This window comes from Chromobacterium sp. CV08 (assembly GCF_051129845.1).
Classification (GTDB): Bacteria; Pseudomonadota; Gammaproteobacteria; order Burkholderiales; family Chromobacteriaceae; genus Chromobacterium.
Window position 1 is genome coordinate 634,205 of record NZ_CP150453.1, and the last position, 21,592, is coordinate 655,796.

The window sequence follows — 21,592 nt, forward strand, 5'->3', positions numbered from 1 at the left end:
GATGCTGCCTCCATGTGGTCGGGCTCTGTCGTTTGGCCCGTCTGTGCGCACAAGCAATCGGCATTCCAGTTTAGTGCATGGTCGTCGGAAACAAGAAACGGGCCCAAAGGCCCGTCGTCAACGAGTGTTAAGCGCGCCGGGAACGCGACAGCGCCCGGACGCGCGGCATCGCTCAGTCCTGCTGGATGCCGGCCACCAGCCAGCGGCCGCCGGTATTGCCGTCCTTGACGTAGTGCCAGGTTTCGCCGAACGGCACCAGCGGAGCGTTCACTTCTTCGCTGACCTGGCCGGAGAAGCGCACGCTGGCGACATAGCCGCCGTTCTCGACGGTGGCGTCCACCAGTTGGCAGTCCAGTTGCGGGAAGTCGGCGACGCCGCTGTTGCCGGCGATGTCGTCACGCAGCGCCGCGAACAGCTCAGGCGTCAGGTATTTGCGCACTTCCTCCAGGCTGTCCGGCGTGTTCAGGCTCTGCAGGTGCAGGAAGGTGGCCTTGGCCTGGCGCAGGAAGTTCGGCGTCTCGGTGCCGTCGGGCAGACGGGCCGGCGCGTTGCTCGGCGCCGGGGCGCCGCCGCCGAAACCGTTGCCGCCGAGGCCGGAGCCGATTTTCGGAATCGGATCGAAACCGGCGTTCTGCTCCTGCACGCGGTTCATGCCTTGCGGCATGCCGGCCGGCTGCGGGGCGCCGGCGTTGCCCGCCTTGCGGCGGAAGAACATCATGCCGCCGACCAGCAGCAGGCCGAGCACCGCCAGCAGGCCCCAGGGCATGCCGCCCTTTTCCTGCGGCGCGGCGGCCGGCTGTTGCTGCGCCTGGGAGGCGTTCGGCTGCGCGGCCTGTTTGTCGTTGCCGGACGAGCCTATCATGTAGCCGGCGGCGGCGCCGACGGCGCCGGCGGCCAGCGCGGTGCCGATGCCCGGGCCTTTCTTCTGAGGCTGGGCCTGGGCCGGCACGCCGCCTGCCTGCGGCGCGGCCATCGGCTGCGGAGCCGGCGTGCTCGGCTGGTAGCTGCGGGTGGGGGCGGAGCGCTGCATGCCCGCGCTCTTGCCCTTGCCGAGGCGGGCGGCCTCGGCGAACGGCGTGGCCAACACGGAAACCATGGTGAAGGCGAGTACGATCGTCTTCGCGCGAGTGGTCATGTTTTATTTTCCTGAGTGGTTTGAGTTGCCCCGGTAGGACCGGGAAGATGCGATTTAGTTTTGGTCCGCATACAGAATTTCAAGCACGCGGGCGGTGCCGTCGGCGATGCCGAAGCGTACATTGTAGCAATACAGCGACACGCCGTAGACGCGTTCGGGATCGTCCTGGTAGGCCGGGCGCGGGTCCTGCGCCAGCACCTGGTCCACCAGCTCGGCGAAGCCGGCCGGCGCGGCCAGCGACGCCAGCTGCCGGCCGGCCCGTTCGCTCCACTCGACGGCAAGCCGCGACGGCGGGCCGTCGACGAAGCCGCCGCGCGCGTCGGGCCGCGCCTCGACGAAGGGGATGTAGGGCTTGATGTCCAGCACCGGCGTGCCGTCCATCAGGTCGGCGCCGGCCAGCTCCAGCGTCGCGCCGCCGTCGGTGTTCACCGAAACCAGTTCGACCAGCGACAGGCCCAGCGGATTCGGCCTGTGGGTGGCGCGGCTGGCGAACACGCCGACCTTGGCGTTGCCTCCCAGCCTGGGCGGACGCACCAGCGGCTGCCAGCCGCGCGCCAGCGTCTGGTGGAAGACGAAGTGGATCCAGACGTGGGAAAACGCCTCCAGGCCGCGCACGCAGTCCGGCTGATTGTACGGCGGCAGCAGCTCCAGCGTGACGCGGGCGTCGACCAGCGACGGCTGGCGCGGAATGCCGAATTTCTCGCGATACGGCGAGCGGATCACGCCTATCGTTTCAAAGCTGTAGTTCATGCCGGGATTGTAGCATCCCGGCCGGAGCGGGCCGCCGGACCGGCCTCAGCCGACGAAGTGCTTGTTGTAGCGCGCGCTGAGCCGGCTCATCGGCAGCAGCATGAAGAAGTCGGCGCAGTTGAAGTCCGGATCCCAGGCCGGCTCGCCGCAGACATGGGCGCCGGCGCGCAGATAGCCCTTGATCAGCGGGGGCAGCGGCACCGGGGCGGTGTCGTCGGCGACGCGGTCCAGCGGCAGTGGCAGGTGGGGGAAGACGCGCCATTCGGCCGGCGCCAGATACTGGCCCTCCAACTGGCGGTACAGGCTGACCGCCTGGTGGCCGCCGTCGGTCAGCGATACGCTGGCACAGCCGGCCAGGTAGGCGCCGCCCTGTTGCTGGACGTAGTCGGCCAGGCCCGACCACAAGAGCGCGATCACCGCGCCGGAGCGGAAGTCGCGGTGCACGCAGGAGCGGCCGACCTCGATCAGGCTGTCGCGCAGGTGGGAGAGGCGGGAGAGGTCGAACTCGTGCTCGGAGTAGAGGCTGGGCGCACGGCGCGCGGCGGCCGGCGGCAGCATGCGGTAGGTGCCGACCACCAGGCCGCTGTCGCGGTCCTCGACGATCAGGTGGTCGCACAGCTCGTCGTATTCGTCGCAGTCTATGCCCAGGCCGGCGGAGGCCAGTTCGGCGCCCATCTCGCCGGCGAACACGTCGAAGCGCAGCTTCTGCGCGCGGCGGATGTCGTCGGCGCTGTTCGCCAGCCGCACGGCGAGTTTGGCTTTGTTTCTGCTTGCAAGCTGTTCATTTAGCAGCATGTTTTGCCCCTCGTGGTGATGAGCCACATGCTAGGGGGGCTGTTTGACGCGACGATGTCCGTGCGATGACCATGTCGTGACGCGGTCTTGACGATGGTGTTACGGCGGCGGGGTTATTGAAATCAATGACTTATCAGGCAAACGGTTTTGGCGTAGAATAGGCCGTTTTTCCGTTCGGTTTGCTCTTTCAGCCATGATTTATCCGACAAGCTTCGACGTGATAGTGGTGGGCGGCGGTCACGCCGGCACCGAGGCCGCGCTGGCCGCCGCGCGCATGGGCTGCGCCACGCTCCTCCTGACGCACAATATCGAGACCCTGGGTCAGATGTCGTGCAATCCGTCGATAGGCGGCATCGGCAAGGGACATCTGGTGAAGGAGGTCGACGCGCTGGGCGGCGCGATGGCGCTGGCCACCGACATCGGCGGCATACAGTTCCGCACGCTGAACGCGTCCAAGGGGCCGGCGGTGCGCGCCACCCGCGCCCAGGCCGACCGCGTGCTGTACAAGGCCGCGATCCGCGAGATGCTGGAGAACCAGCCGAATCTGACGCTGTTCCAGCAGCCGGTCGACGATCTGTTGATCGAAGGCGACCGCGTCGTCGGCGCCATCACCGCCATCGGCATCACCTTCCGCGCCAAGACCGTGGTGCTGACCGCCGGCACCTTCCTGTCCGGCAAGATCCACGTCGGCATGGAGAACTACACCGGCGGCCGCGCCGGCGACCAGGCGGCCAGCACGCTGGGCGCGCGCCTGCGCGAGCTGAATCTGCCGGTGGGCCGGCTGAAGACCGGCACGCCGCCGCGCATAGACGGCCGCAGCGTCGATTTCTCGGTGATGGAGGAGCAGCCGGGCGACGTGCCGGAGCCGGTGTTCTCCTACCGCGGCGATCGCGCGATGCACCCGAAGCAGCTGCCGTGCTGGATCACCCACACCAACGAGCGCACCCACGACATCATCCGCAGCGGCTTCGACCGCAGCCCGATGTTCACCGGCGTGATCGAGGGCGTCGGCCCGCGCTACTGTCCGTCGATCGAGGACAAGATCAACCGCTTCGCCGACAAGGACAGCCACCAGGTCTTCCTGGAGCCGGAAGGCCTGACGACGCACGAATTCTATCCGAACGGCATCTCCACCAGCCTGCCGTTCGACATTCAGCTGGCCGCCGTGCGCTCGATACGGGGCATGGAGAACGCCCACATCCTGCGGCCCGGCTACGCGATCGAATACGACTATTTCGACCCGCGCGGCCTGAAGGCCTCGCTGGAGACCAAGGCCATCCAGGGTCTGTTCTTCGCCGGCCAGATCAACGGCACCACCGGCTATGAGGAAGCCGCCGCCCAGGGCCTGCTGGCCGGCCTGAACGCCGGCCTGTTCGCCCGCGAGCAGGACGCTTGGTGCCCGCGCCGCGACGAGGCCTATCTCGGCGTGCTGGTCGACGATCTGATCACCAAGGGCGTGTCCGAGCCGTACCGGATGTTCACCAGCCGCGCCGAGTTCCGCCTGCAATTGCGCGAGGACAACGCCGATCTGCGGCTGACCGAGGCCGGCCGCAGGCTGGGCCTGGTCGGCGACGCGCAATGGGACGCCTTCTGCCGCAAGCGCGACGCCGTCGACGCCGAGAAGGCCCGGCTGCGGGCCACCTGGCTGCATCCGTCCAAGCTCGCCGATCCGGCCGCGCTCGCGCGCGTGCTGGGCAAGCCTATCGAGCGCGAATACACGCTGGAGGACCTGCTGAAGCGGCCCAATGTGCCGTACCGCGAGCTGATGACGGTGGCTGAAGCCGCCGAAGGCGCGTCGGAACTGTCCGACGAGGTTGCCGAGCAGGTGGAAATTCAGGTCAAATACCAGGGATACATCAATCGCCAGAACGAAGAACTGGCGCGCCGCGACAATCTGGAAGACATCCGTCTGCCGGGCGACATCGACTACAGCCTGGTCAAGGGCCTGTCCAAGGAAGTGCAGCAGAAGCTGAACCAGCAGCGCCCGGAAACCATGGGCCAGGCTTCTCGCATCCAGGGCATCACCCCGGCCGCCGTCGCCCTGCTGCTGGTGCACCTGAAACGCGGCTTCACCGACGCTAAGACCGCATGACACTACATACCGCAGAATTGAAACAGGGGCTGGCGCAACTGGCGCTGGATTTGACCGAGCCGCAGCTGGCGCTGCTGGAGCGCTATCTGGCGCTGCTGGTCAAGTGGAACCAGACCTATAATCTGACCGCTATCCGTCAGGAAGAGCGCATGGTCAGCTATCATCTGCTGGACAGCCTGAGCCTGGTGCCGCACCTGGCCGGCGGCACGCGCATGCTGGACGTCGGATCCGGCGGCGGCATGCCCGGCATCCCGACCGCGATCGCGCGGCCGGACCTGCAGGTGGCGCTCTTGGATTCCAACCACAAGAAAACCACCTTCCTGCGCCAGGTGGTGGTGGAACTGGGCCTGCCCAATGTGCAGGTGGTCACCGACCGTGTCGAGGCCTACCAGCCGGAAGAGAAGTTCGATCGCATCACCAGCCGCGCGTTCTCGGAACTGGGCGAGTTCGTCAAGCTGACCCGCCACCTGATGGCCGAAGACGGCCAGTACGTGGCGATGAAGGGCGTGTATCCGTATGAGGAAATCGCCTTGCTGCCGCAAGGCGTGGCGGTTTCGGAGGTGCTGCCGGTAACGGTGCCGGGGCTGGACGCCGAACGCCATCTGGTGAGGATGGTGCTGCAATGAATCCACGCGTGATCGCGGTGGCCAACCAGAAGGGCGGGGTGGGCAAGACCACCACCGTCGTCAATCTGGCGGCCGGTTTGGCCGAGCTGGGCCGGCGGGTGCTGATCGTCGATCTGGACCCGCAGGGCAACGCCACGATGGGCAGCGGCATCGCCAAGCAGTCGCTGGAGAAATCCGGCTACGACGTGCTCTTGGGCGACGCCACCGTCGAGGAGGCGCGCCAGGACGCCAAGGCCGGCGGCTACCACGTGCTGCCGGCCAACCGCAATCTGGGCGGCGCCGAGCTGGAGCTGGTCAACGAGTTGGCGCGCGAGGCGCGGCTGAAGAACGCGTTGGCCGAGGTGGCCGGCCAGTACGACTACGTGCTGATCGACAGTCCGCCGTCGCTGAACCTGTTGACGTTGAACGGCCTGGTGGCCGCCGACAGCGTGCTGATCCCCATGGTGTGCGAATACTACGCGCTGGAAGGCTTGTCCGATCTGGTGGCCACGCTGCGCAAGGTGCGCGTCGCGGTCAATCCGAAGATCGAGATCATGGGCTTGCTGCGCACGATGTTCGACGCCCGCAACAATCTGTCTCAGCAGGTGTCGGAGCAGCTGGCGCGCCATTTCGGCGACAAGGTGTTCCAGACCGTGATTCCGCGCAATGTGCGCCTGGCGGAAGCGCCCAGCCACGGCCTGCCCGGCCTGGTCTACGACCGCAGCTCGCGAGGCGCCCAGGCTTATCTGGCGCTGGCGCAGGAACTGGTCGAACGGCTCGAACCCGCAACCGCAACTCCCACCGTCTGACAATATGGCCAAACTCAAAGGATTGGGGCGCGGACTCGACGCGCTCCTGTCCACCGTTGACGCGGTGGACGACAGACTTTCCACTCTTCCCATCGACAGCATCCGCCCCGGCAAGTACCAGCCGCGAAGCTTCATGGACGAGGCGGCGCTGGACGAGCTGGCGGCCTCCATCCGCGCCCAGGGCATCATCCAGCCCTTGATCGTGCGCGAGCTGGGCCTCGGCGACTACGAATTGATCGCCGGCGAGCGCCGCTGGCGCGCGTCGCGCAAGGCAGGCCTCGCCGAGGTGCCGGTGGTGATCAAGAGCGTGCCGGACGAGGCGGCGCTGGCGATGGCGCTGATCGAGAACATCCAGCGCCAGGAACTGGACCCGATCGAGGAGGCGCAGGGCATCAAGCGCCTGATCGACGAGTTCGGCCTGACCCACGAGACCGCCGCCGACGCCGTCGGCCGCTCGCGCAGCGCGGTGTCCAATCTGCTGCGCCTGTTGGCGCTGCCGCAACCGCTGCAGCAGATGATGCACGAGGGTCAGCTGGAGATGGGCCACGCCCGCGCGCTGTTGAGCCTGCCGGCCGTCGCCCAGCTGGAATTGGCGCAGGAGACGGTGCGCAAGGGCATGTCGGTACGCGAGGTGGAGCGGCGAGTACAACAGCATGCTGCGCAAAAAGCGACAGTTTCGCCGCAGCAAAAGCGCGCCGATCCGGATGTGGCGAGGCTGGAGGAGCAGGTGTCCGAGGCGATAGGCGCCCGGGTCTCCATCCGTCACGCCGGCGGCGGCAACGGCAGGCTGGTCATAGAATATGCCAGTCTGGACGAGCTGGATTCACTGCTGGCCAAGCTGCAAAAAAATCCCCAAAAATGAGCCTGTTGCGCCGCAAAAACCCCGAATGGGCGAAGTTGACGCAACTGAAGCGCAAAGCCTATAATCCAGCGGTTTTTTTGCACTGGCGGCCATGATATATCCGGAAGTTAAGCGCGTACTGCGCCTGCAGGCCAGCCTGACGGGTCTGGCCGTAGTCGTCGCGCTACTCGCCAGCGCCGGCAACCCGACGACCGGCCTGTCCGCGCTGTTGGGCGGACTGGTGGTGCTGGGCCCCGCGCTGTTGTACGCAAGGATCGCCTACGCCAAGCGCCATGTGGCGCCGGCGGTGCTGATCAAGGCGCATTTCCTGGCCGAGGCGGTGAAGTTTTGCCTGACCGTATTGTTAAGTGGTGCGGTTTTGGCCAGTTTCAAGGATTTGTCCGTAGTCGGATTTTTGGGTGGGTTCTTTGCCGCCACCTCCGGCTACGGCTTCGGGCTTCTAATCAAAAATTGAGAAAAGAGCGATGGCAAGCAACGCAACCGATTACATCAAGCACCACCTGACGTTCTGGAATTCCGACCCGTCCGCCGGCTTCTGGAGCCTGCACGTCGACACCTTCTCCATCTCCCTGCTGCTGGGCTTCATCTTCGCCGCCGTGTTCGCCGTCGTGGCGCGCCGCGGCAGCATCGAGGCGCCGGGCCGTCTGCAGCTCTTCGTCGAGATGGTGGTCGAGATGGTGCAGACCCAGGTCAAGGAAGTGTTCCATGGCCAGAGCAAGATGATCGCCCCGCTGGCGCTGACCATCTTCTGCTGGGTGTTCCTGATGAACTTCATGGACCTGTTCCCGGTGGATCTGTTCCCGATGGCCGCCCAGTGGATCGGCCACACCTTCTTCGGCCTGGAGCCGCACCACGTGTACTTCCGCGTCGTGCCGTCCGCCGACGTCAACGCGACTTTCGCGATGTCGCTGTCGGTGCTGATCCTGATCGTCGGCTTCTCGATCAAGGCCAAGGGCCTGGGCGGCTGGGGCAAGGAACTGCTGACCGCTCCGTTCCACAGCTCCCACCCGATCGGCGCCATCATCCTGGCCCCGCTGAACTTCGCCTTCCAGCTGGTCGAGCTGGCCGCCAAGCCGATCTCGCTGTCGCTGCGGTTGTTCGGCAACCTGTACGCCGGCGAGCTGATCTTCATCCTGATCGCGCTGCTGCCGTGGGGCCTGCAGTGGGTGCTGGGCGCGCCGTGGGCGATCTTCCACATCCTGATCATCACGCTGCAGGCCTTCGTGTTCATGATGCTGACCATCGTGTACCTGAGCCTGGCAGTGGAAGCGCACTGATTTACCGTAGATTTCATTCGTTTTACTTTTACCAACCATCCTTGCATTAAGTCTTAGGAGATACACAATGGAAGCACTCGTTTCTCAGATCCAGTCGATGACCGCAATTGCTGCAGCCCTGATCATTGGCCTGGGCGCTCTGGGTACCGCCATCGGTTTCGCCATCCTCGGCGGCAAATTCCTCGAGTCCTCCGCTCGCCAGCCGGAAATGATCCCGGTTCTGCAAACCAAGCTGTTCATCATCGCCGGTCTGCTGGACGCGATCTCCATGATTGGTGTTGGTGTCGCCATGCTGTTCACCTTCAACAACCCGTTCCTGTCCGCTGCCCTGGCCATCGTTAAGGCGGCTCACTAATCCGTTTCCGACGGACACGTAGACGGTTGTTGTAGTCATACTCTGGAGGAAAACAAGCGTGGAATTCAACGTAACACTACTGGGTCAGGCGATCACCTTCGCCATCCTGGTATGGTTCACCATGAAGTTTGTTTGGCCTCCGCTTACCAACATGATGGATGAGCGGGCCAAGCGCATTGCTGATGGCTTGGCCGCAGCTGAGCGTGGCAAGCAGGATCTGGAAGCCGCTGAAAAGCGCGTTGCGGACGAACTCCGCAAGGCCAAGCAGCAGGCTACCGAGATCGTGGTCGCTGCCGAGAAGCGTGCCAATCAGATCGTGGACGAAGCCAAGGAAGCGGCGCGCACCGAAGGTGCCCGCATCGTGGCCGACGCCAAGGCGGAAACTGACCAGGAAGTGCTGCGCGCCAAGGAAGCTCTGCGCGCGCATGTCGCCGACCTGGCCGTTGCCGGCGCCGAGAAGATCCTGCGCAAGGAGATCGACGCCGCCAAGCACGCCGACCTGCTTGCCTCCATCAAAGCGGAGTTTTAACTAACTCATGGCAGAACTCATTACCGTCGCAAGGCCCTACGCCGAAGCGGTATACAGCCTCGCCACGGAACAGGGCAAGCTCGACCAGTGGTCGGATGCGCTGTCGTGGCTGGCTGCCATGGTGAACAACCCGGATCTGGCCCAAGTCGTCACCAATCCGAAACATACCGCACAAGAGGTTGAGGCGCTGATGCTGGATGTGCTCGGCTCGCGCGGCAATGAAGACGTGAAACGCTTCATCGCCACGCTGATCGAGAACGCCCGTTTGACGCTGCTGCCCGAAATCGCCGCGCAGTTTGAATTGCTGAAGGCGCAATCGGAAAACATTGTGGACGCCCTGGTGGAGTCCGCTTTTGCTTTGTCCGATGAACAGAAAGCCGAACTGACCAACATGCTTTCCAAGAAGTACGGCAAAGCCGTGCGTCTTGACGTGCGTGAGAACGCCGACCTGATCGGCGGCGTTCGCGTGTCGGTCGGCGACGATGTCATCGACGCTTCCGTGCGCGGCAAACTGCAGGCAATGGCAGCAAGCCTCAAGAATTAGGAGAGATCATGCAGTTGAACCCCTCTGAAATCAGCGATCTGATCAAGGCCAAGATCCAGAATCTGGCTGAAGGCGCTGAAGTTCGCACCAAGGGCACGGTTATCTCCGTGACCGACGGTATCGTCCGCATCCACGGCCTGGCCGACGTGATGCAGGGCGAAATGCTCGAATTCCCGGGCAACACCTTTGGCCTCGCCATGAACCTGGAGCGCGACTCGGTCGGCGCCGTGGTGCTGGGCGAGTACGAGCACATCTCCGAAGGCGACGAAGTCAAGTGCACCGGTCGCATTCTGGAAGTGCCGGTCGGTCCGGAGCTGGTTGGCCGCGTGGTCAACGCCCTGGGTCAGCCTATCGACGGCAAAGGCCCGATCAACGCCAAGAAATCGTCCCCGATCGAAAAGATCGCCCCGGGCGTGATCGCGCGTAAGTCGGTGTCGCAGCCGATGCAGACCGGCCTGAAGTCCATCGACTCGATGGTTCCGGTCGGCCGCGGCCAGCGCGAGCTGATCATCGGCGACCGTCAGACCGGCAAGACCGCCGTGGCGCTGGACGCCATCATCAACCAGAAGGGCAATGGCGTCATCTGCATCTACGTAGCCGTGGGTCAGAAGGCTTCCTCCATCGCCAACGTGGTTCGCAAGCTGGAAGAGCACGGCGCGATGGGTCACACCATCATCGTGGCCGCCACCGCTTCCGAAGCCGCCGCCCTGCAGTTCATCGCCCCGTACTCCGGCTGCGCGATGGGCGAATACTTCCGCGACATCGGCGAAGACGCGCTGATCGTGTACGACGACCTGTCCAAGCAAGCCGTCGCCTACCGTCAGATCTCGCTGCTGCTGCGCCGTCCGCCGGGCCGCGAAGCCTACCCGGGCGACGTGTTCTATCTGCACTCCCGTCTGTTGGAGCGCGCCGCGCGCATCAACGAAGAGGAAGTGGAAAAGCTGACCGGCGGCGCCGTGAAGGGCAAGACCGGCTCGCTGACCGCGCTGCCTATCATCGAAACCCAGGCAGGCGACGTGTCCGCCTTCGTTCCGACCAACGTGATCTCGATCACCGACGGCCAGATCTTCCTGGAGACCGACCTGTTCAACGCGGGCATCCGTCCGGCCATCAACGCCGGTATCTCGGTATCGCGCGTCGGCGGCGCCGCTCAGACCAAGGTGATCAAGAAGCTCGGCGGCGGTATCCGTCTGGCGCTGGCCCAGTACCGCGAGTTGGCTGCGTTCGCGCAGTTCGCCTCCGATCTGGACGAAGCCACCCGCAAGCAGCTGTCCCACGGTGAAGTGGTGACCGAACTGATGAAGCAGAAGCAGTTCTCCACCCTGTCGACCGCGGAAATGGCGCTGACCCTGTGGGCGGTGAACAAGGGCAGCTACGAAGACGTTCCGGTGAAGAAGGCCCTGGCTTTCGAAGCCGAGTTCCTGGCCAATGTGCGTGCGAACCACGCCGAAGTGCTGCAGGCCGTGAACGCCTCCGGTGATCTGTCTGCCGACAACGAGAAGGTACTGGCCAAGGCGATGGAATCGTTCAAGGCCGGCTACAGCTTCAACTGAGCCTTCGACTTACGTCGTAGCTAGAGAAAGGTTCAGGATATGGCAGTCGGTAAAGAGATTCTCACCAAGATCCGAAGCGTGCAGAACACGCAGAAGATCACCCGCGCTATGCAGATGGTGTCGACCTCGAAGATGCGCAAGACGCAAGAGCGTATGCGCGCTGCCCGTCCTTACGCCGAGAAGGTGCGCACGGTTATGGCGCACCTCGCTCAGGCGAATGCGGAACTGAGTCACCCTCTGCTTGCCCGTCGCGAGACGATCAAGCGCGCCGGCATCATCCTGGTTTCCTCCGACAAGGGCCTTTGCGGCGGTTTGAACGTGAACTCGTTCAAGCGCTTCTTCGCCAAGGTCAAGGAGTTGCAGGATCAGGGCGTCGAAGTCGACGTCTGCTGCCTGGGCCAGAAAGGCCTCGGCGCTGCCCAGCGCGCCCGTCTGAACGTGGTGGCAAGCGCGGTCCATCTCGGCGACATGCCGAAGATGGAGAAACTGATTGGCCCGCTTACGGTTCTGTTCAAGCAGTACGCCGAAGGCGAACTGGATGCGGTTTACATCGTGTACTCCAGCTTCGTGAACACCATGAAGCAGGAGCCGGCACTGGAACAGCTGCTTCCGCTGACGCCGCACCACATGGTGGTCGAGCATTCGCACTCGTGGGATTACCTGTACGAGCCGGATGCGCCGACGCTGATGGAATTCCTGGTGCGCCGTTATCTGGAATCGGTGGTGTATCAGGCTCTGGCCGAGAACATGGCTTCCGAGCAGGCCGCGCGTATGGTGGCGATGAAGGCCGCCACCGACAACGCCGGCAACACCATCAAGCAGCTGCGCCTGGTGTACAACAAGGCGCGTCAAGCGGCGATTACGACCGAGCTGTCGGAAATCGTGGCAGGCGCCGCCGCGGTGTAGCCCACTTGCGGAACACAAAGTTTATTTTTAGGAAGCGATAATGAGCCAAGGCAAAATCGTACAAATCATTGGCGCGGTGATCGACGTGGAATTTCCGCGCGACGCCATGCCGAAGGTTTATGATGCCCTGAAGCTGGTGGACGCCGACCTGACGCTCGAAGTTCAGCAACAGCTGGGCGACGGCGTGGTCCGTACCATTGCGATGGGCAGCTCCGACGGTCTGAAGCGTGGCATGGCCGTTGCCAACACCGGCGCACCGATCTCGGTGCCGGTTGGCGCCGCCACCCTCGGCCGCATCATGGACGTACTGGGCAACCCGGTTGACGAAGCCGGTCCGGTGGCTACCGACGCCCGTCGCGCCATCCACCAGTCCGCGCCGAAGTTCGACGAACTGTCGGCCGCCTCCGACATCCTGGAAACCGGCATCAAGGTGATCGACCTGCTGTGCCCGTTCGCCAAGGGCGGCAAGGTGGGTCTGTTCGGCGGCGCCGGTGTCGGCAAGACCGTCAACATGATGGAACTGATCAACAACATCGCGAAGGCCCACTCGGGTCTGTCCGTGTTCGCTGGCGTCGGTGAGCGTACCCGTGAGGGCAACGACTTCTACCACGAAATGAAGGACTCCAACGTTCTGGACAAGGTGGCGATGGTTTACGGTCAGATGAACGAGCCGCCGGGCAACCGTCTGCGCGTGGCCCTGACCGGCCTGACGATGGCCGAGCACTTCCGCGATGAGAAGGACGAAAACGGCAAGGGCCGCGACGTTCTGTTGTTCGTGGACAATATCTACCGTTACACGCTGGCCGGTACCGAAGTGTCCGCTCTGCTGGGCCGTATGCCGTCCGCGGTGGGCTACCAGCCGACGCTGGCCGAGGAAATGGGCCGTCTGCAAGAACGCATCACCTCGACCAAGGATGGTTCCATCACCTCCATCCAGGCCGTGTACGTCCCTGCGGATGACTTGACCGACCCGTCCCCGGCGACCACCTTCGCCCACTTGGACGCTACCGTGGTACTGTCGCGCGACATCGCCTCGCTGGGTATCTACCCGGCCGTGGACCCGCTCGACTCCACTTCGCGCCAGCTGGATCCGCTGGTCGTCGGCGACGAGCACTACTCGGTCGCCCGCGGCGTGCAGTCCACCCTGCAGCGCTACAAGGAACTGCGCGACATCATCGCGATTCTGGGCATGGACGAACTGTCCGAGGAAGACAAACTGGTCGTGGCTCGCGCCCGTAAGATCCAGCGCTTCCTGTCCCAGCCGTTCCACGTGGCCGAAGTGTTTACCGGTTCCCCGGGCAAATACGTGCCGCTGCGCGAAACCATCAAGGGCTTCAAGGCCATTCTCGCTGGCGAATACGACCACCTGCCGGAACAAGCGTTCTACATGGTTGGTTCGATCGAAGAAGCTGCCGAGAAAGCCAAGACCCTTAACTAAGGAGAGGGCGGATGTCCAAGATGCGTGTGGAAGTGGTTAGCACCGAGCAACTCATCTTCTCCGGCGAGGCGGAATTCGTCGTCGCGCCGGCCACCGAAGGCGAGATCGGCGTCTACCCGCAACACGTGCCGCTCCTGACCCGTATCAAGCCCGGCGTGCTTCGTCTGAAGGTGCCGGGCAACAAGGAAGAAGTACTGGTGGCGGTGTCCGGCGGCATGATGGAAGTGCAGCCGAGCCTGATCACCGTGCTCGCCGATACGGCGATCCGCGGCGAGGATCTCGATGAGGCCCGCGCCAATGAGGCGAAACGCGCTGCCGAGGATGCCCTCAAGCGCGCGACCGACGACACGAGCACGGCCAAGGCCCACGCCGCACTGGCGGTGGCGATTGCCGAGCTCAAGACGCTGGACTACCTCAAGAGGCGCGCTCACTGATTGCGCGAGACGTAATCGTGTATAGTGCTAGGCTGCCACGCAAGTGGCAGCCTTTTTCCGTTCTGGTGAAGCAAAATTATCATGGATAGTCTGAGCATCGTCATTCTCGCTGCCGGCAAAGGCAAGCGCATGTACTCCTCTATGCCCAAGGTGTTGCATCCTATCGGTGGAGAACCGATGCTGGCGCGGGTGATACGTACCGCGCGGGCCCTGAACCCGTCCCGACTGGTGGTGGTGTACGGCCACGGCGGCGAACAGGTGCGCGCCAGGATTCAGGATGCCGACATCGTCTGGGCCGAGCAGGCGGAGCAGTTGGGCACCGGCCACGCGCTGAAGATGGCGCTGCCGCACTTGCCGGCGGACGGCAAGACCCTGGTGCTGTACGGAGATGTGCCCTTGACCAAGGCATCGACGCTGCAAAAGCTGGTGGATGCCGCGGGCCAAGGCATGGCGGTGCTGACCGACGTGCTGGCCGACGCCACTGGCTACGGCCGCATGGTGCGCGGCGCCGACGGCAAGCTGAAAGCCATCGTCGAACACAAGGATTGCACGCCGGAACAGCTGGCCATCCGCGAGATCAACACCGGCATGATGGCGCTGCCGAACGCGCGCCTGGCCGGCTGGCTGTCCGCGCTGAACAACGGCAACGCCCAGGGCGAATATTATCTGACCGACGTGCTGGAACTGGCGGTGAACGACGGCGTGGCGGTGGACAGCGCCAGCGTCGACGCCAGCTGGGAGGCTTCCGGCGTCAACAACAAGCTGCAGCTCGCCGAGCTGGAGCGCATTCTGCAGCTGGGCCAGGCCCGCGCCTTGCTGGAAGCCGGCGTCACGCTGGCCGATCCGGCGCGCATCGACATCCGCGGCGAGCTGAAGCACGGCATGGACGTCAGCATCGACGTCGGCTGCGTGTTCGAGGGCCGAGTGGAGCTGGGCGACAATGTCGAGATCGGCGCCCATTGCGTGCTGAAGAATGTCCGCGTCGCCGCCGGCAGCAAGATCGCGCCATTCTCGCACCTGGAGGACGCTGTGGTCGGCGAGGCGTGCAGGATAGGCCCGTACGCGCGGCTGCGCCCGGGCGCGGAGCTGGCCGGCCATGTGCATATCGGCAACTTCGTCGAAGTGAAGAAGAGCGTGATCGGCGAAGGCTCCAAGGTCAACCATCTGACGTATATCGGCGATGCCGAGATCGGCCGCAAGGTCAATGTCGGCGCCGGTTCGGTCACCTGCAATTACGACGGCGTCAACAAGTCCAGGACCGTGATAGGCGACAATGTCTTCGTCGGTTCCGGCACGCTGATGGTGGCGCCGGTGACGCTGGAAAGCGACGCCACGATAGGCGCGGGCTCGGTGATCAGCAAGGATGCGCCGGCAGGCGCGCTGACGGTGGCGCGCGCGCGCCAGGTGACGGTCGCCGGCTGGAAGCGGCCGCAGAAGAAGTCCTGATCGCAGGCGGCGGCGAGTCCGCCGGCCCGGCTAGGCAAAACGGCATCCGCTTCGCGGATGCCGTTTCCCATTGCGCTTCCCTTCACCCGCGGACATGCAGCTCGCAAGTCTGCGCCGGCGAGCCGCCGTCGGCGTGCGCCGCGACCACGGTGATCCTGGCGGTGCCGCCGGCGGTCGCCGCCGTGGTGTGGATCACCGCCTTGCCGTCGTCGTCGGTCGGCACGCTGCCGGTCGGCAGCGTCAGTCCCGTCGTTCCGGCGTCCAGCGAGAAGCGGACCGGCACATGGCGGCCGAGATGGCCGTCGTCCTGCACCATGGCCGTCAGGCGGGCGGAGTCTCCGACCTTGAGCCGGAGCAGCTTGGGCGCGATTTCCAGCGAGCGATTCTCGACCGCCCAGACATCGAACAGCACCGGCTCGTGCGCCCCCTCGGCGGCCGCGCCGATGATGGCGTGTCCCGGGGGCCGGATCCGGCCGCTCAACTGGATGCTGGCCTCGCCCTGGCTGTTTGTCGTCGCATGGGTGTCGGGCAACAACAGTCCGGGACCCGCGGCGGCCAGCACGAAGGTCACCTGGGTGCCGGCGCCGACCGGCCGGCCCATCTCGCGGACCTGGACCCGCAGCGGCGCCGGCGTGTCGCCGCTGAACAGCGACTGCTTGTTGCCGCCGGTGATGACCAGGACCCTGCCGGCGATCTCGAAATCGAAGCGGACCGCCGCGCCGGTCGACAGCCGCGCGTCCACCTGCACCGCGCCCAGCTCGCTGCCGGTTTGCAGCGTCGCGTGCGCGTAGCCTTCTGCGTCGGTCCGCACCCGGGGTTCGCCTTTCAGCCGCGTTCCCTTCGGCGCGCGGGGCAGGCTGAACGCGATCCATTGCTCCGGCAGCGGCGCGCCGTTCGTCTTGTCTAGCACGCGCACCGTCAGCCGCCGTTCGCCGTCCGCCTCCAGGATCTGGTCCTCGCGTAGCCGGCTCAGCGTCCGGTTGTCCCTGAGCTTCGCCTCCAGGTGATGGGCCCGCTCCATGCGCAGCGCCAGCGACGCCTCGCCGCCGACCGGCTGTCCGTCCAGCCGCCATTGCTCCAGCGCATGGCCGGGCGCCAAGGCCGTCAATTCCACGTTGACCATGCTTCCCGGAAGGTAGGCGGGGCCCGGCGGCGTCAGGACGATCCGGCCGCCGGCGTCGGCGGGCAGCGGCGCCACCTCCAGCCGGCACCACTGGTCGCCGTCGACGAACACAGCCGCCAGCGCGTGCGCCTGTTCCATCGAGACCGTGATATGCGGATCGGAGCCGGCGTCCCGTCCATCCAGCATCCAGCGGGCGAAGCGGTAGCCGACGCGCGGTGTGGCGGTGACCGATACCAGGCTGCCCCTGGCATAGGGACCCAGCATGCCGGGCGTGGCGGTGCCGCCCAGCGCCGGGTCGACCGACAGCTCCAACGCCACCACATCCCTGAGCGGCGCGCTGGCACCGCGGTAGCGCGCGACCACCTGGGTGCTGAGGCGGAAGAAACGCGCGGCATCGGCGGCGTCGGGCTGGCCGAGCGGAATGCCCAGCGCCTTGCCGTTCCAGCTCCGGTCGGCGGCGGAGTAGGCCGGCACGCGGGAAAGGCCCTCGTCTTCATAACCCATCACCGTGACGAATGACTTGTCGGCCGGAACATGGCCCCGGACATAGTCGTATTGCGGGGAGAAGGGGCCGCGGCCGGGCTGGGTCAGCCTGTCGTGCTTGCCGCCCAGCAAATGCCCGAGTTCATGGCTGAAGGTGTAGCGGCTGTCGCCGTCGACGACTATCGCGAACGTCGCGCGCAGCAGATCAGACGCATCGCGCCGCGGCGGTTCGGGAATGCTGGCGGCCTTGCCCATCACCAGGCCGAAGTCGTTCGGTCTGGCCTGATCGGTCAGCAGCGCGACCACGGCCGCCCGCGCCTGGTCGCGCGCGGCCGACACCTCGTTCCACAGCGGGCCTCCCGGCTTTCCGGTCACCGCGGCCAGCAGGGCCACGACATCGACGTGCGGCAGCGACGGCAAGGCCCGGACCGTGATTTCGACGCGCGCGTCTATGCCGCTGTGCAGGAAGGCCTCGTTGGTCTGCGTCCTGGCCACCGCCATCGCCGCCGCGACAGCGGCCTCGCCGCCGACCCCGCCTATCCGGATATCCGGCGGATACAGCGCCAGCACGTGGATGACGGCGGTGCCTGCTTCCTCGTCTGCCTGCTCGATATCGATATCGCCGGCGTCCGCCGGCGCCGTATCCGGAACCAGGGCGCCGCCGCAGAAGCCCGGCGCGCGGCGGACGCGCGCGATGCGAACCCTGCCGCCGGTCTCGGGACGGATCGCGTAATCGCGTCCGTTCAGCATCACGCAGCCGGAGACGACGGGCGGGGCGTCGCCGCTCCCGTCCAAGCCCATCGCGGCCAGATAGGCGCGCACATCGGGCATGCCGGGCAAGCCGCCGCGCCAGACCGCGCCGCCGGCGCCGACCGGTTTCACCGACACCGTCCGCAGCGTCAGCGCGAGCTCGGCGGACAGGTTCAGCGTCAGCGGCGGCGCCTCCGCGCCGCGGGGAGGGAAGAAGGCCGCGCGCAAGGCCGCCATATCCAGATCGCAGACCCGGGTTTCGCTGTCAGCGTTGACGGCGTGCAAGAAAACCGGCCTGTCCGTCGATGAAGCCATGTCGTCGTCCTTTGTCGGGGTATCGTCAAACCGGACGATGCGCGCCGGCGGACGGCGGGAGCCGCCGGGCCGCGCAAAATCAGACAGCTCTGTTTCGTTTGCCCGCGCGGCGGGTCTTGTCTTTCGCCTGGCCGGCGATTATCATCACAAAACTTTCGAAACGAAACTTGTTATGACGAAACGAAACACTCAGCAGCGCCGCCATGCGATTGCCGCGCTGGTGCAGGAAAGGGGCGAGGTCAGCGTCGAAGAGCTGACCCAGCGCTTTGCGACTTCGGAAGTGACGATACGCAAGGACCTGGCGCTGCTGGAGACCGGAGGCCTGCTGCTGCGCCGTTACGGCGGCGCGGTGTCGCTGCCCAGCGAGATGATGGCGGAGCCGGACCTCGTCCAGGTTTCGAAGCGAAAGCAGGCGATCGCGCGCGCGGCGGCCGAGCGCATCCGCGACCACAACCGCGTGATCATAGACAGCGGCACCACCACCAGCGCGATGATCCCGCTGCTCGGCAACAAGCGCGGCCTGGTGGTGATGACCAATTCGCTGAACGTGGCCGGACAGCTGCGCGAACTGGAAAACGAACCGATCCTGCTGATGACCGGCGGCACCTGGGACCCGCATTCGGAGTCCTTCCAGGGCCAGGTGGCCGAGCAGGTGCTGCGTTCCTACGATTTCGACCAGCTGTTCATCGGCGCCGACGGCATAGACCTGGCCCGCGGCACCACCACCTTCAACGAGCTGGTCGGTCTGTCGCGCGTGATGGCGGAAGTGGCGCGCGAAGTGATCGTGATGGTGGAGTCGGAAAAGATAGGCCGCCGCATCCCCAATCTCGAGCTGCCGTGGGAACGCGTGCACACGCTGGTGACCGACGATGGCCTCTCCGAGGAGGCCGGGAAACAGATTCAAGCGAAGGGCGTGACGCTGATTTGCGCGCCCACCAATCAAGATAGTTCTAGGAGAAAGTAATGTGCGGCATCGTTGGCGCCATCGCGGCGCGTGATGTGGTTCCGGTTCTGGTGGACGGCCTGAAGCGGCTGGAATACCGCGGCTACGATTCGGCCGGCGTGGCCGTGCTGGCCGGCGACGAAATCCGCCGCGTGCGCCGCGTCGGCCGCGTGGCCGAGATGGAAGGCGCCGCCGCCGAGGAAGGCCTGCATGGCCGGCTCGGCATCGGCCATACCCGCTGGGCCACCCATGGCGGCGTGACCGAGTACAACGCCCACCCGCACGTCTCCTTCGACAAGATCGCCGTCGTGCACAACGGCATCATCGAAAACCACGAGGAGCAGCGCCTGCGCCTGAAGGGCCTGGGCTACGCCTTCGAGTCGCAGACCGACACCGAAGTGATCGCCCACCTGGTGCATCACTACTACCAGGCCGGCGACAGCCTGTTCGACGCGGTGAAGAAGGCCACGCGCGAACTGACCGGCGCCTACGCGATCGGCGTGATCGCGCTGGACCGCCCGGACGAGCTGGTGTGCGCCCGCATGGGCTGCCCGCTGCTGGTGGGACTGGGCGACGGCGAGAACTTCATCGCCTCCGACGTCTCCGCCATCCTGTCGGCCACCCGCCGCGTGATCTTCCTGGAAGAGGGCGACATCGGCCGCCTGACCCGCGACGGCGTCACGCTGGTCGACAAGCACGACCAGGCCATCGAGCGGCCGGTGCACCTGTCCGACGTCTCGCTGGCCTCCTTGGAGCTGGGCCCGTACAGCCACTTCATGCAGAAGGAAATCCACGAGCAGCCGAAGGCGCTGGCCGACACCATAGAAGCGGTGCAGGACTGCGGCTTCAACCCCGAGCTGTTCGGCGACGCCGCGGCCGGCATCCTGCCGCAGCTGGAAGGCGTCAAGATCCTGGCCTGCGGCACCAGCTACTACGCCGGCCTGACCGCCAAGTACTGGATCGAAAGCATCGCCGGCCTGTCGTGCGATGTGGAAATCGCCAGCGAATACCGCTACCGCGACGCCTTCGCCAACCCGAGGCACCTGGTCGTCACCATCTCCCAGTCCGGCGAGACGCTGGACACGATGGAGGCGCTGAAGTACGCGAAAGAACTGGGCCACCAGCACGCGCTGTCGATCTGCAATGTGCGCGAATCGGCGATTCCGCGCGCCAGCGAGCTGGTGTTCTACACCCGCGCCGGCGCCGAGATCGGCGTGGCGTCGACCAAGGCCTTCACCACCCAGCTGGTCGGCCTGTTCGCGCTGGCGGTGACGTTGGGCAAGACGCGCGGCAAGGTGACGGCCGCCGACGAGGCCCAATACCTGGACGAGCTGCGCCACCTGCCGGGCAGCGTGCAGCACGCGCTGAACCTGGAGCCGCAGATCAAGGCCTGGTCGGAGCGCTTCGCCGCCAAGGACGACGCGCTCTTCCTCGGCCGCGGCCTGCATTATCCGATCGCGCTGGAAGGCGCGCTGAAGCTGAAGGAAATCTCCTACATCCACGCCGAGGCCTATCCGGCCGGGGAGCTGAAGCACGGCCCGCTGGCGCTGGTCGACGAGAACATGCCGGTGGTGGTGATCGCGCCGAACGACGCGCTGCTGGAGAAGGTGAAGTCGAATATGCAGGAAGTGCGCGCCCGCGGCGGCGAGCTGTTCGTGTTCGCCGACGCCGACAGCCACTTCCACGAATCCGACGGCGTGCACGTGATCCGCACGCCGCGCCACGTCGGCATCCTCAGCCCCATCGTCCACACGATACCGGTGCAGATGCTGGCCTATCACGTGGCGCTGTCACGCGGCACGGACGTGGACAAGCCGAGGAACCTGGCCAAGAGCGTGACGGTGGAGTAAGCCGGTTTTGCGTCCTCTGTGAGCCGCGAGAATAAAGTTGGTCGGATCTGATAAATTTTTCAGAGTCCGAGAAAGACAAAGGGGCCTAAGGCCCCTTTGTCTTTGCGCGTTATCGGTAAGGAAATCGCAGGGCAAAGCATTCTTGGCACGATGGCATCTGGATGTGTGATATGCACTTGATCAACACCGCCTTGCCATGAGCCGCATTGTGCATTTAATCGTCACTGCCATTAAAATAAGCTCAAAGCGAAAAGTGAGCAGGAGACCGCACGCCAGATCTTGAGTTCATCATCGCTATCCTGGAGTGTTGATAACGAGTGGAACCGTCCAACGATCCGGACTGCACCGGATGACCGGGGGACCAGCATTCCTCTCGCGGCAAGCTCAATGCGATTTTGTCGTCGTCGCGCTGCTCTATTAATAGGATCAAATAGTTCGGTGAACAGTAGAGGTGGGCCGAGTTCAGACCTTTCACCCCTATAATAAGATCAGGAACAGCTGCTGCAATCACAGAAAGACCAGTTATGGTGTTCTGTAGAAATGCAGCATCTTGTTCGGATAAATCGAAGACCTCAGGCATAGTTTAATCTTGTTCGAA

The 21,592-nt window shown here is 65.0% G+C and carries 20 protein-coding genes; 16 read left to right on the forward strand and 4 right to left on the reverse strand.

Annotated elements, in window-relative coordinates; all coding sequences use genetic code 11:
• Positions 1–172: 172 nt before the first annotated feature.
• From WNM05_RS03085 to WNM05_RS03095, 3 genes are read right to left on the reverse strand one after another with little or no spacing between them, the layout of a single operon-like run.
• On the reverse strand, positions 173–1,135 hold the full coding sequence (locus tag WNM05_RS03085; protein ID WP_434632432.1) for a Tim44 domain-containing protein: 963 nt from the start codon (positions 1,133–1,135) through the stop codon (positions 173–175).
• A 54-nt stretch (positions 1,136–1,189) separates the two neighbouring features.
• On the reverse strand, positions 1,190–1,885 hold the full coding sequence (gene tsaA / locus WNM05_RS03090) for a tRNA (N6-threonylcarbamoyladenosine(37)-N6)-methyltransferase TrmO (RefSeq protein WP_434632435.1): 696 nt from the start codon (positions 1,883–1,885) through the stop codon (positions 1,190–1,192).
• A 45-nt stretch (positions 1,886–1,930) separates the two neighbouring features.
• Positions 1,931–2,632, reverse strand: coding sequence for a GNAT family N-acetyltransferase (locus WNM05_RS03095; RefSeq protein WP_434632438.1), 702 nt, complete (start codon positions 2,630–2,632; stop codon positions 1,931–1,933).
• Between the two features lie 241 nt (positions 2,633–2,873).
• Here WNM05_RS03095 and mnmG point away from each other — a divergent pair, with 241 nt between their 5' ends.
• The 14 genes from mnmG (at position 2,874) to glmU (ending at position 15,530) form a co-directional block, all read left to right on the forward strand.
• Positions 2,874–4,772, forward strand: a complete 1,899-nt coding sequence (gene mnmG / locus WNM05_RS03100) for a tRNA uridine-5-carboxymethylaminomethyl(34) synthesis enzyme MnmG (RefSeq protein ID WP_434632441.1) — start codon at positions 2,874–2,876, stop codon at positions 4,770–4,772.
• Positions 4,769–5,398 carry a 16S rRNA (guanine(527)-N(7))-methyltransferase RsmG gene (gene rsmG / locus WNM05_RS03105; protein ID WP_434632444.1) on the forward strand — a complete coding sequence of 210 codons (630 nt, stop codon included), beginning with the start codon at positions 4,769–4,771 and terminating at the stop codon, positions 5,396–5,398. Before mnmG ends, rsmG begins: the two co-directional genes overlap by 4 nt.
• Positions 5,395–6,186 carry a ParA family protein gene (locus WNM05_RS03110; protein ID WP_434632446.1) on the forward strand — a complete coding sequence of 264 codons (792 nt, stop codon included), beginning with the start codon at positions 5,395–5,397 and terminating at the stop codon, positions 6,184–6,186. The genes rsmG and WNM05_RS03110 overlap by 4 nt, the downstream gene beginning before the upstream one ends.
• Before the next feature lie 4 nt (positions 6,187–6,190).
• On the forward strand, positions 6,191–7,048 hold the full coding sequence (locus tag WNM05_RS03115) for a ParB/RepB/Spo0J family partition protein (RefSeq protein WP_434632449.1): 858 nt from the start codon (positions 6,191–6,193) through the stop codon (positions 7,046–7,048).
• Between the two features lie 91 nt (positions 7,049–7,139).
• Positions 7,140–7,502, forward strand: a complete 363-nt coding sequence (locus tag WNM05_RS03120; protein WP_434632452.1) for an ATP synthase subunit I — start codon at positions 7,140–7,142, stop codon at positions 7,500–7,502.
• A gap of 10 nt (positions 7,503–7,512) precedes the next feature.
• Entirely contained in the window at positions 7,513–8,325 is an 813-nt protein-coding gene (gene atpB, locus WNM05_RS03125; RefSeq protein WP_434632455.1) for a F0F1 ATP synthase subunit A, read from the forward strand.
• A 67-nt stretch (positions 8,326–8,392) separates the two neighbouring features.
• Positions 8,393–8,680, forward strand: a complete 288-nt coding sequence (gene atpE / locus WNM05_RS03130; RefSeq protein WP_021474885.1) for a F0F1 ATP synthase subunit C — start codon at positions 8,393–8,395, stop codon at positions 8,678–8,680.
• Between the two features lie 58 nt (positions 8,681–8,738).
• The gene (locus WNM05_RS03135) at positions 8,739–9,209 is read left to right on the forward strand and encodes a F0F1 ATP synthase subunit B (RefSeq protein WP_434632458.1); all 471 of its coding nucleotides are present in this window, start codon (positions 8,739–8,741) and stop codon (positions 9,207–9,209) included.
• A 7-nt stretch (positions 9,210–9,216) separates the two neighbouring features.
• Positions 9,217–9,753, forward strand: coding sequence for a F0F1 ATP synthase subunit delta (locus WNM05_RS03140; RefSeq protein ID WP_434632461.1), 537 nt, complete (start codon positions 9,217–9,219; stop codon positions 9,751–9,753).
• An 8-nt stretch (positions 9,754–9,761) separates the two neighbouring features.
• On the forward strand, positions 9,762–11,306 hold the full coding sequence (gene atpA, locus WNM05_RS03145) for a F0F1 ATP synthase subunit alpha (RefSeq protein ID WP_434632464.1): 1,545 nt from the start codon (positions 9,762–9,764) through the stop codon (positions 11,304–11,306).
• A 39-nt stretch (positions 11,307–11,345) separates the two neighbouring features.
• Complete coding sequence (gene atpG / locus WNM05_RS03150) at positions 11,346–12,212, forward strand: F0F1 ATP synthase subunit gamma (protein WP_434632467.1); 867 nt, start codon at positions 11,346–11,348, stop codon at positions 12,210–12,212.
• 40 nt (positions 12,213–12,252) lie between these two features.
• A complete protein-coding gene (gene atpD, locus WNM05_RS03155) occupies positions 12,253–13,650 on the forward strand; it encodes a F0F1 ATP synthase subunit beta (RefSeq protein ID WP_434632469.1) in 1,398 nt (465 codons plus the stop codon).
• An 11-nt stretch (positions 13,651–13,661) separates the two neighbouring features.
• Positions 13,662–14,084: a F0F1 ATP synthase subunit epsilon gene (locus tag WNM05_RS03160; RefSeq protein ID WP_434632471.1), complete on the forward strand. Its 423-nt coding sequence runs from the start codon at positions 13,662–13,664 to the stop codon at positions 14,082–14,084.
• A gap of 81 nt (positions 14,085–14,165) precedes the next feature.
• The gene (gene glmU, locus WNM05_RS03165; protein WP_434632474.1) at positions 14,166–15,530 is read left to right on the forward strand and encodes a bifunctional UDP-N-acetylglucosamine diphosphorylase/glucosamine-1-phosphate N-acetyltransferase GlmU; all 1,365 of its coding nucleotides are present in this window, start codon (positions 14,166–14,168) and stop codon (positions 15,528–15,530) included.
• Between the two features lie 82 nt (positions 15,531–15,612).
• Here glmU and WNM05_RS03170 read toward each other — a convergent pair whose 3' ends face one another.
• Positions 15,613–18,201 carry an InlB B-repeat-containing protein gene (locus tag WNM05_RS03170; RefSeq protein WP_434632477.1) on the reverse strand — a complete coding sequence of 863 codons (2,589 nt, stop codon included), beginning with the start codon at positions 18,199–18,201 and terminating at the stop codon, positions 15,613–15,615.
• Between the two features lie 172 nt (positions 18,202–18,373).
• Here WNM05_RS03170 and WNM05_RS03175 point away from each other — a divergent pair, with 172 nt between their 5' ends.
• Both WNM05_RS03175 and glmS read left to right on the forward strand, forming a co-directional pair.
• Positions 18,374–19,165: a DeoR/GlpR family DNA-binding transcription regulator gene (locus WNM05_RS03175; RefSeq protein WP_434632480.1), complete on the forward strand. Its 792-nt coding sequence runs from the start codon at positions 18,374–18,376 to the stop codon at positions 19,163–19,165.
• Complete coding sequence (gene glmS, locus WNM05_RS03180; protein WP_434632483.1) at positions 19,165–20,994, forward strand: glutamine--fructose-6-phosphate transaminase (isomerizing); 1,830 nt, start codon at positions 19,165–19,167, stop codon at positions 20,992–20,994. The genes WNM05_RS03175 and glmS overlap by 1 nt, the downstream gene beginning before the upstream one ends.
• The last annotated feature ends 598 nt before the right edge of the window (positions 20,995–21,592 follow it).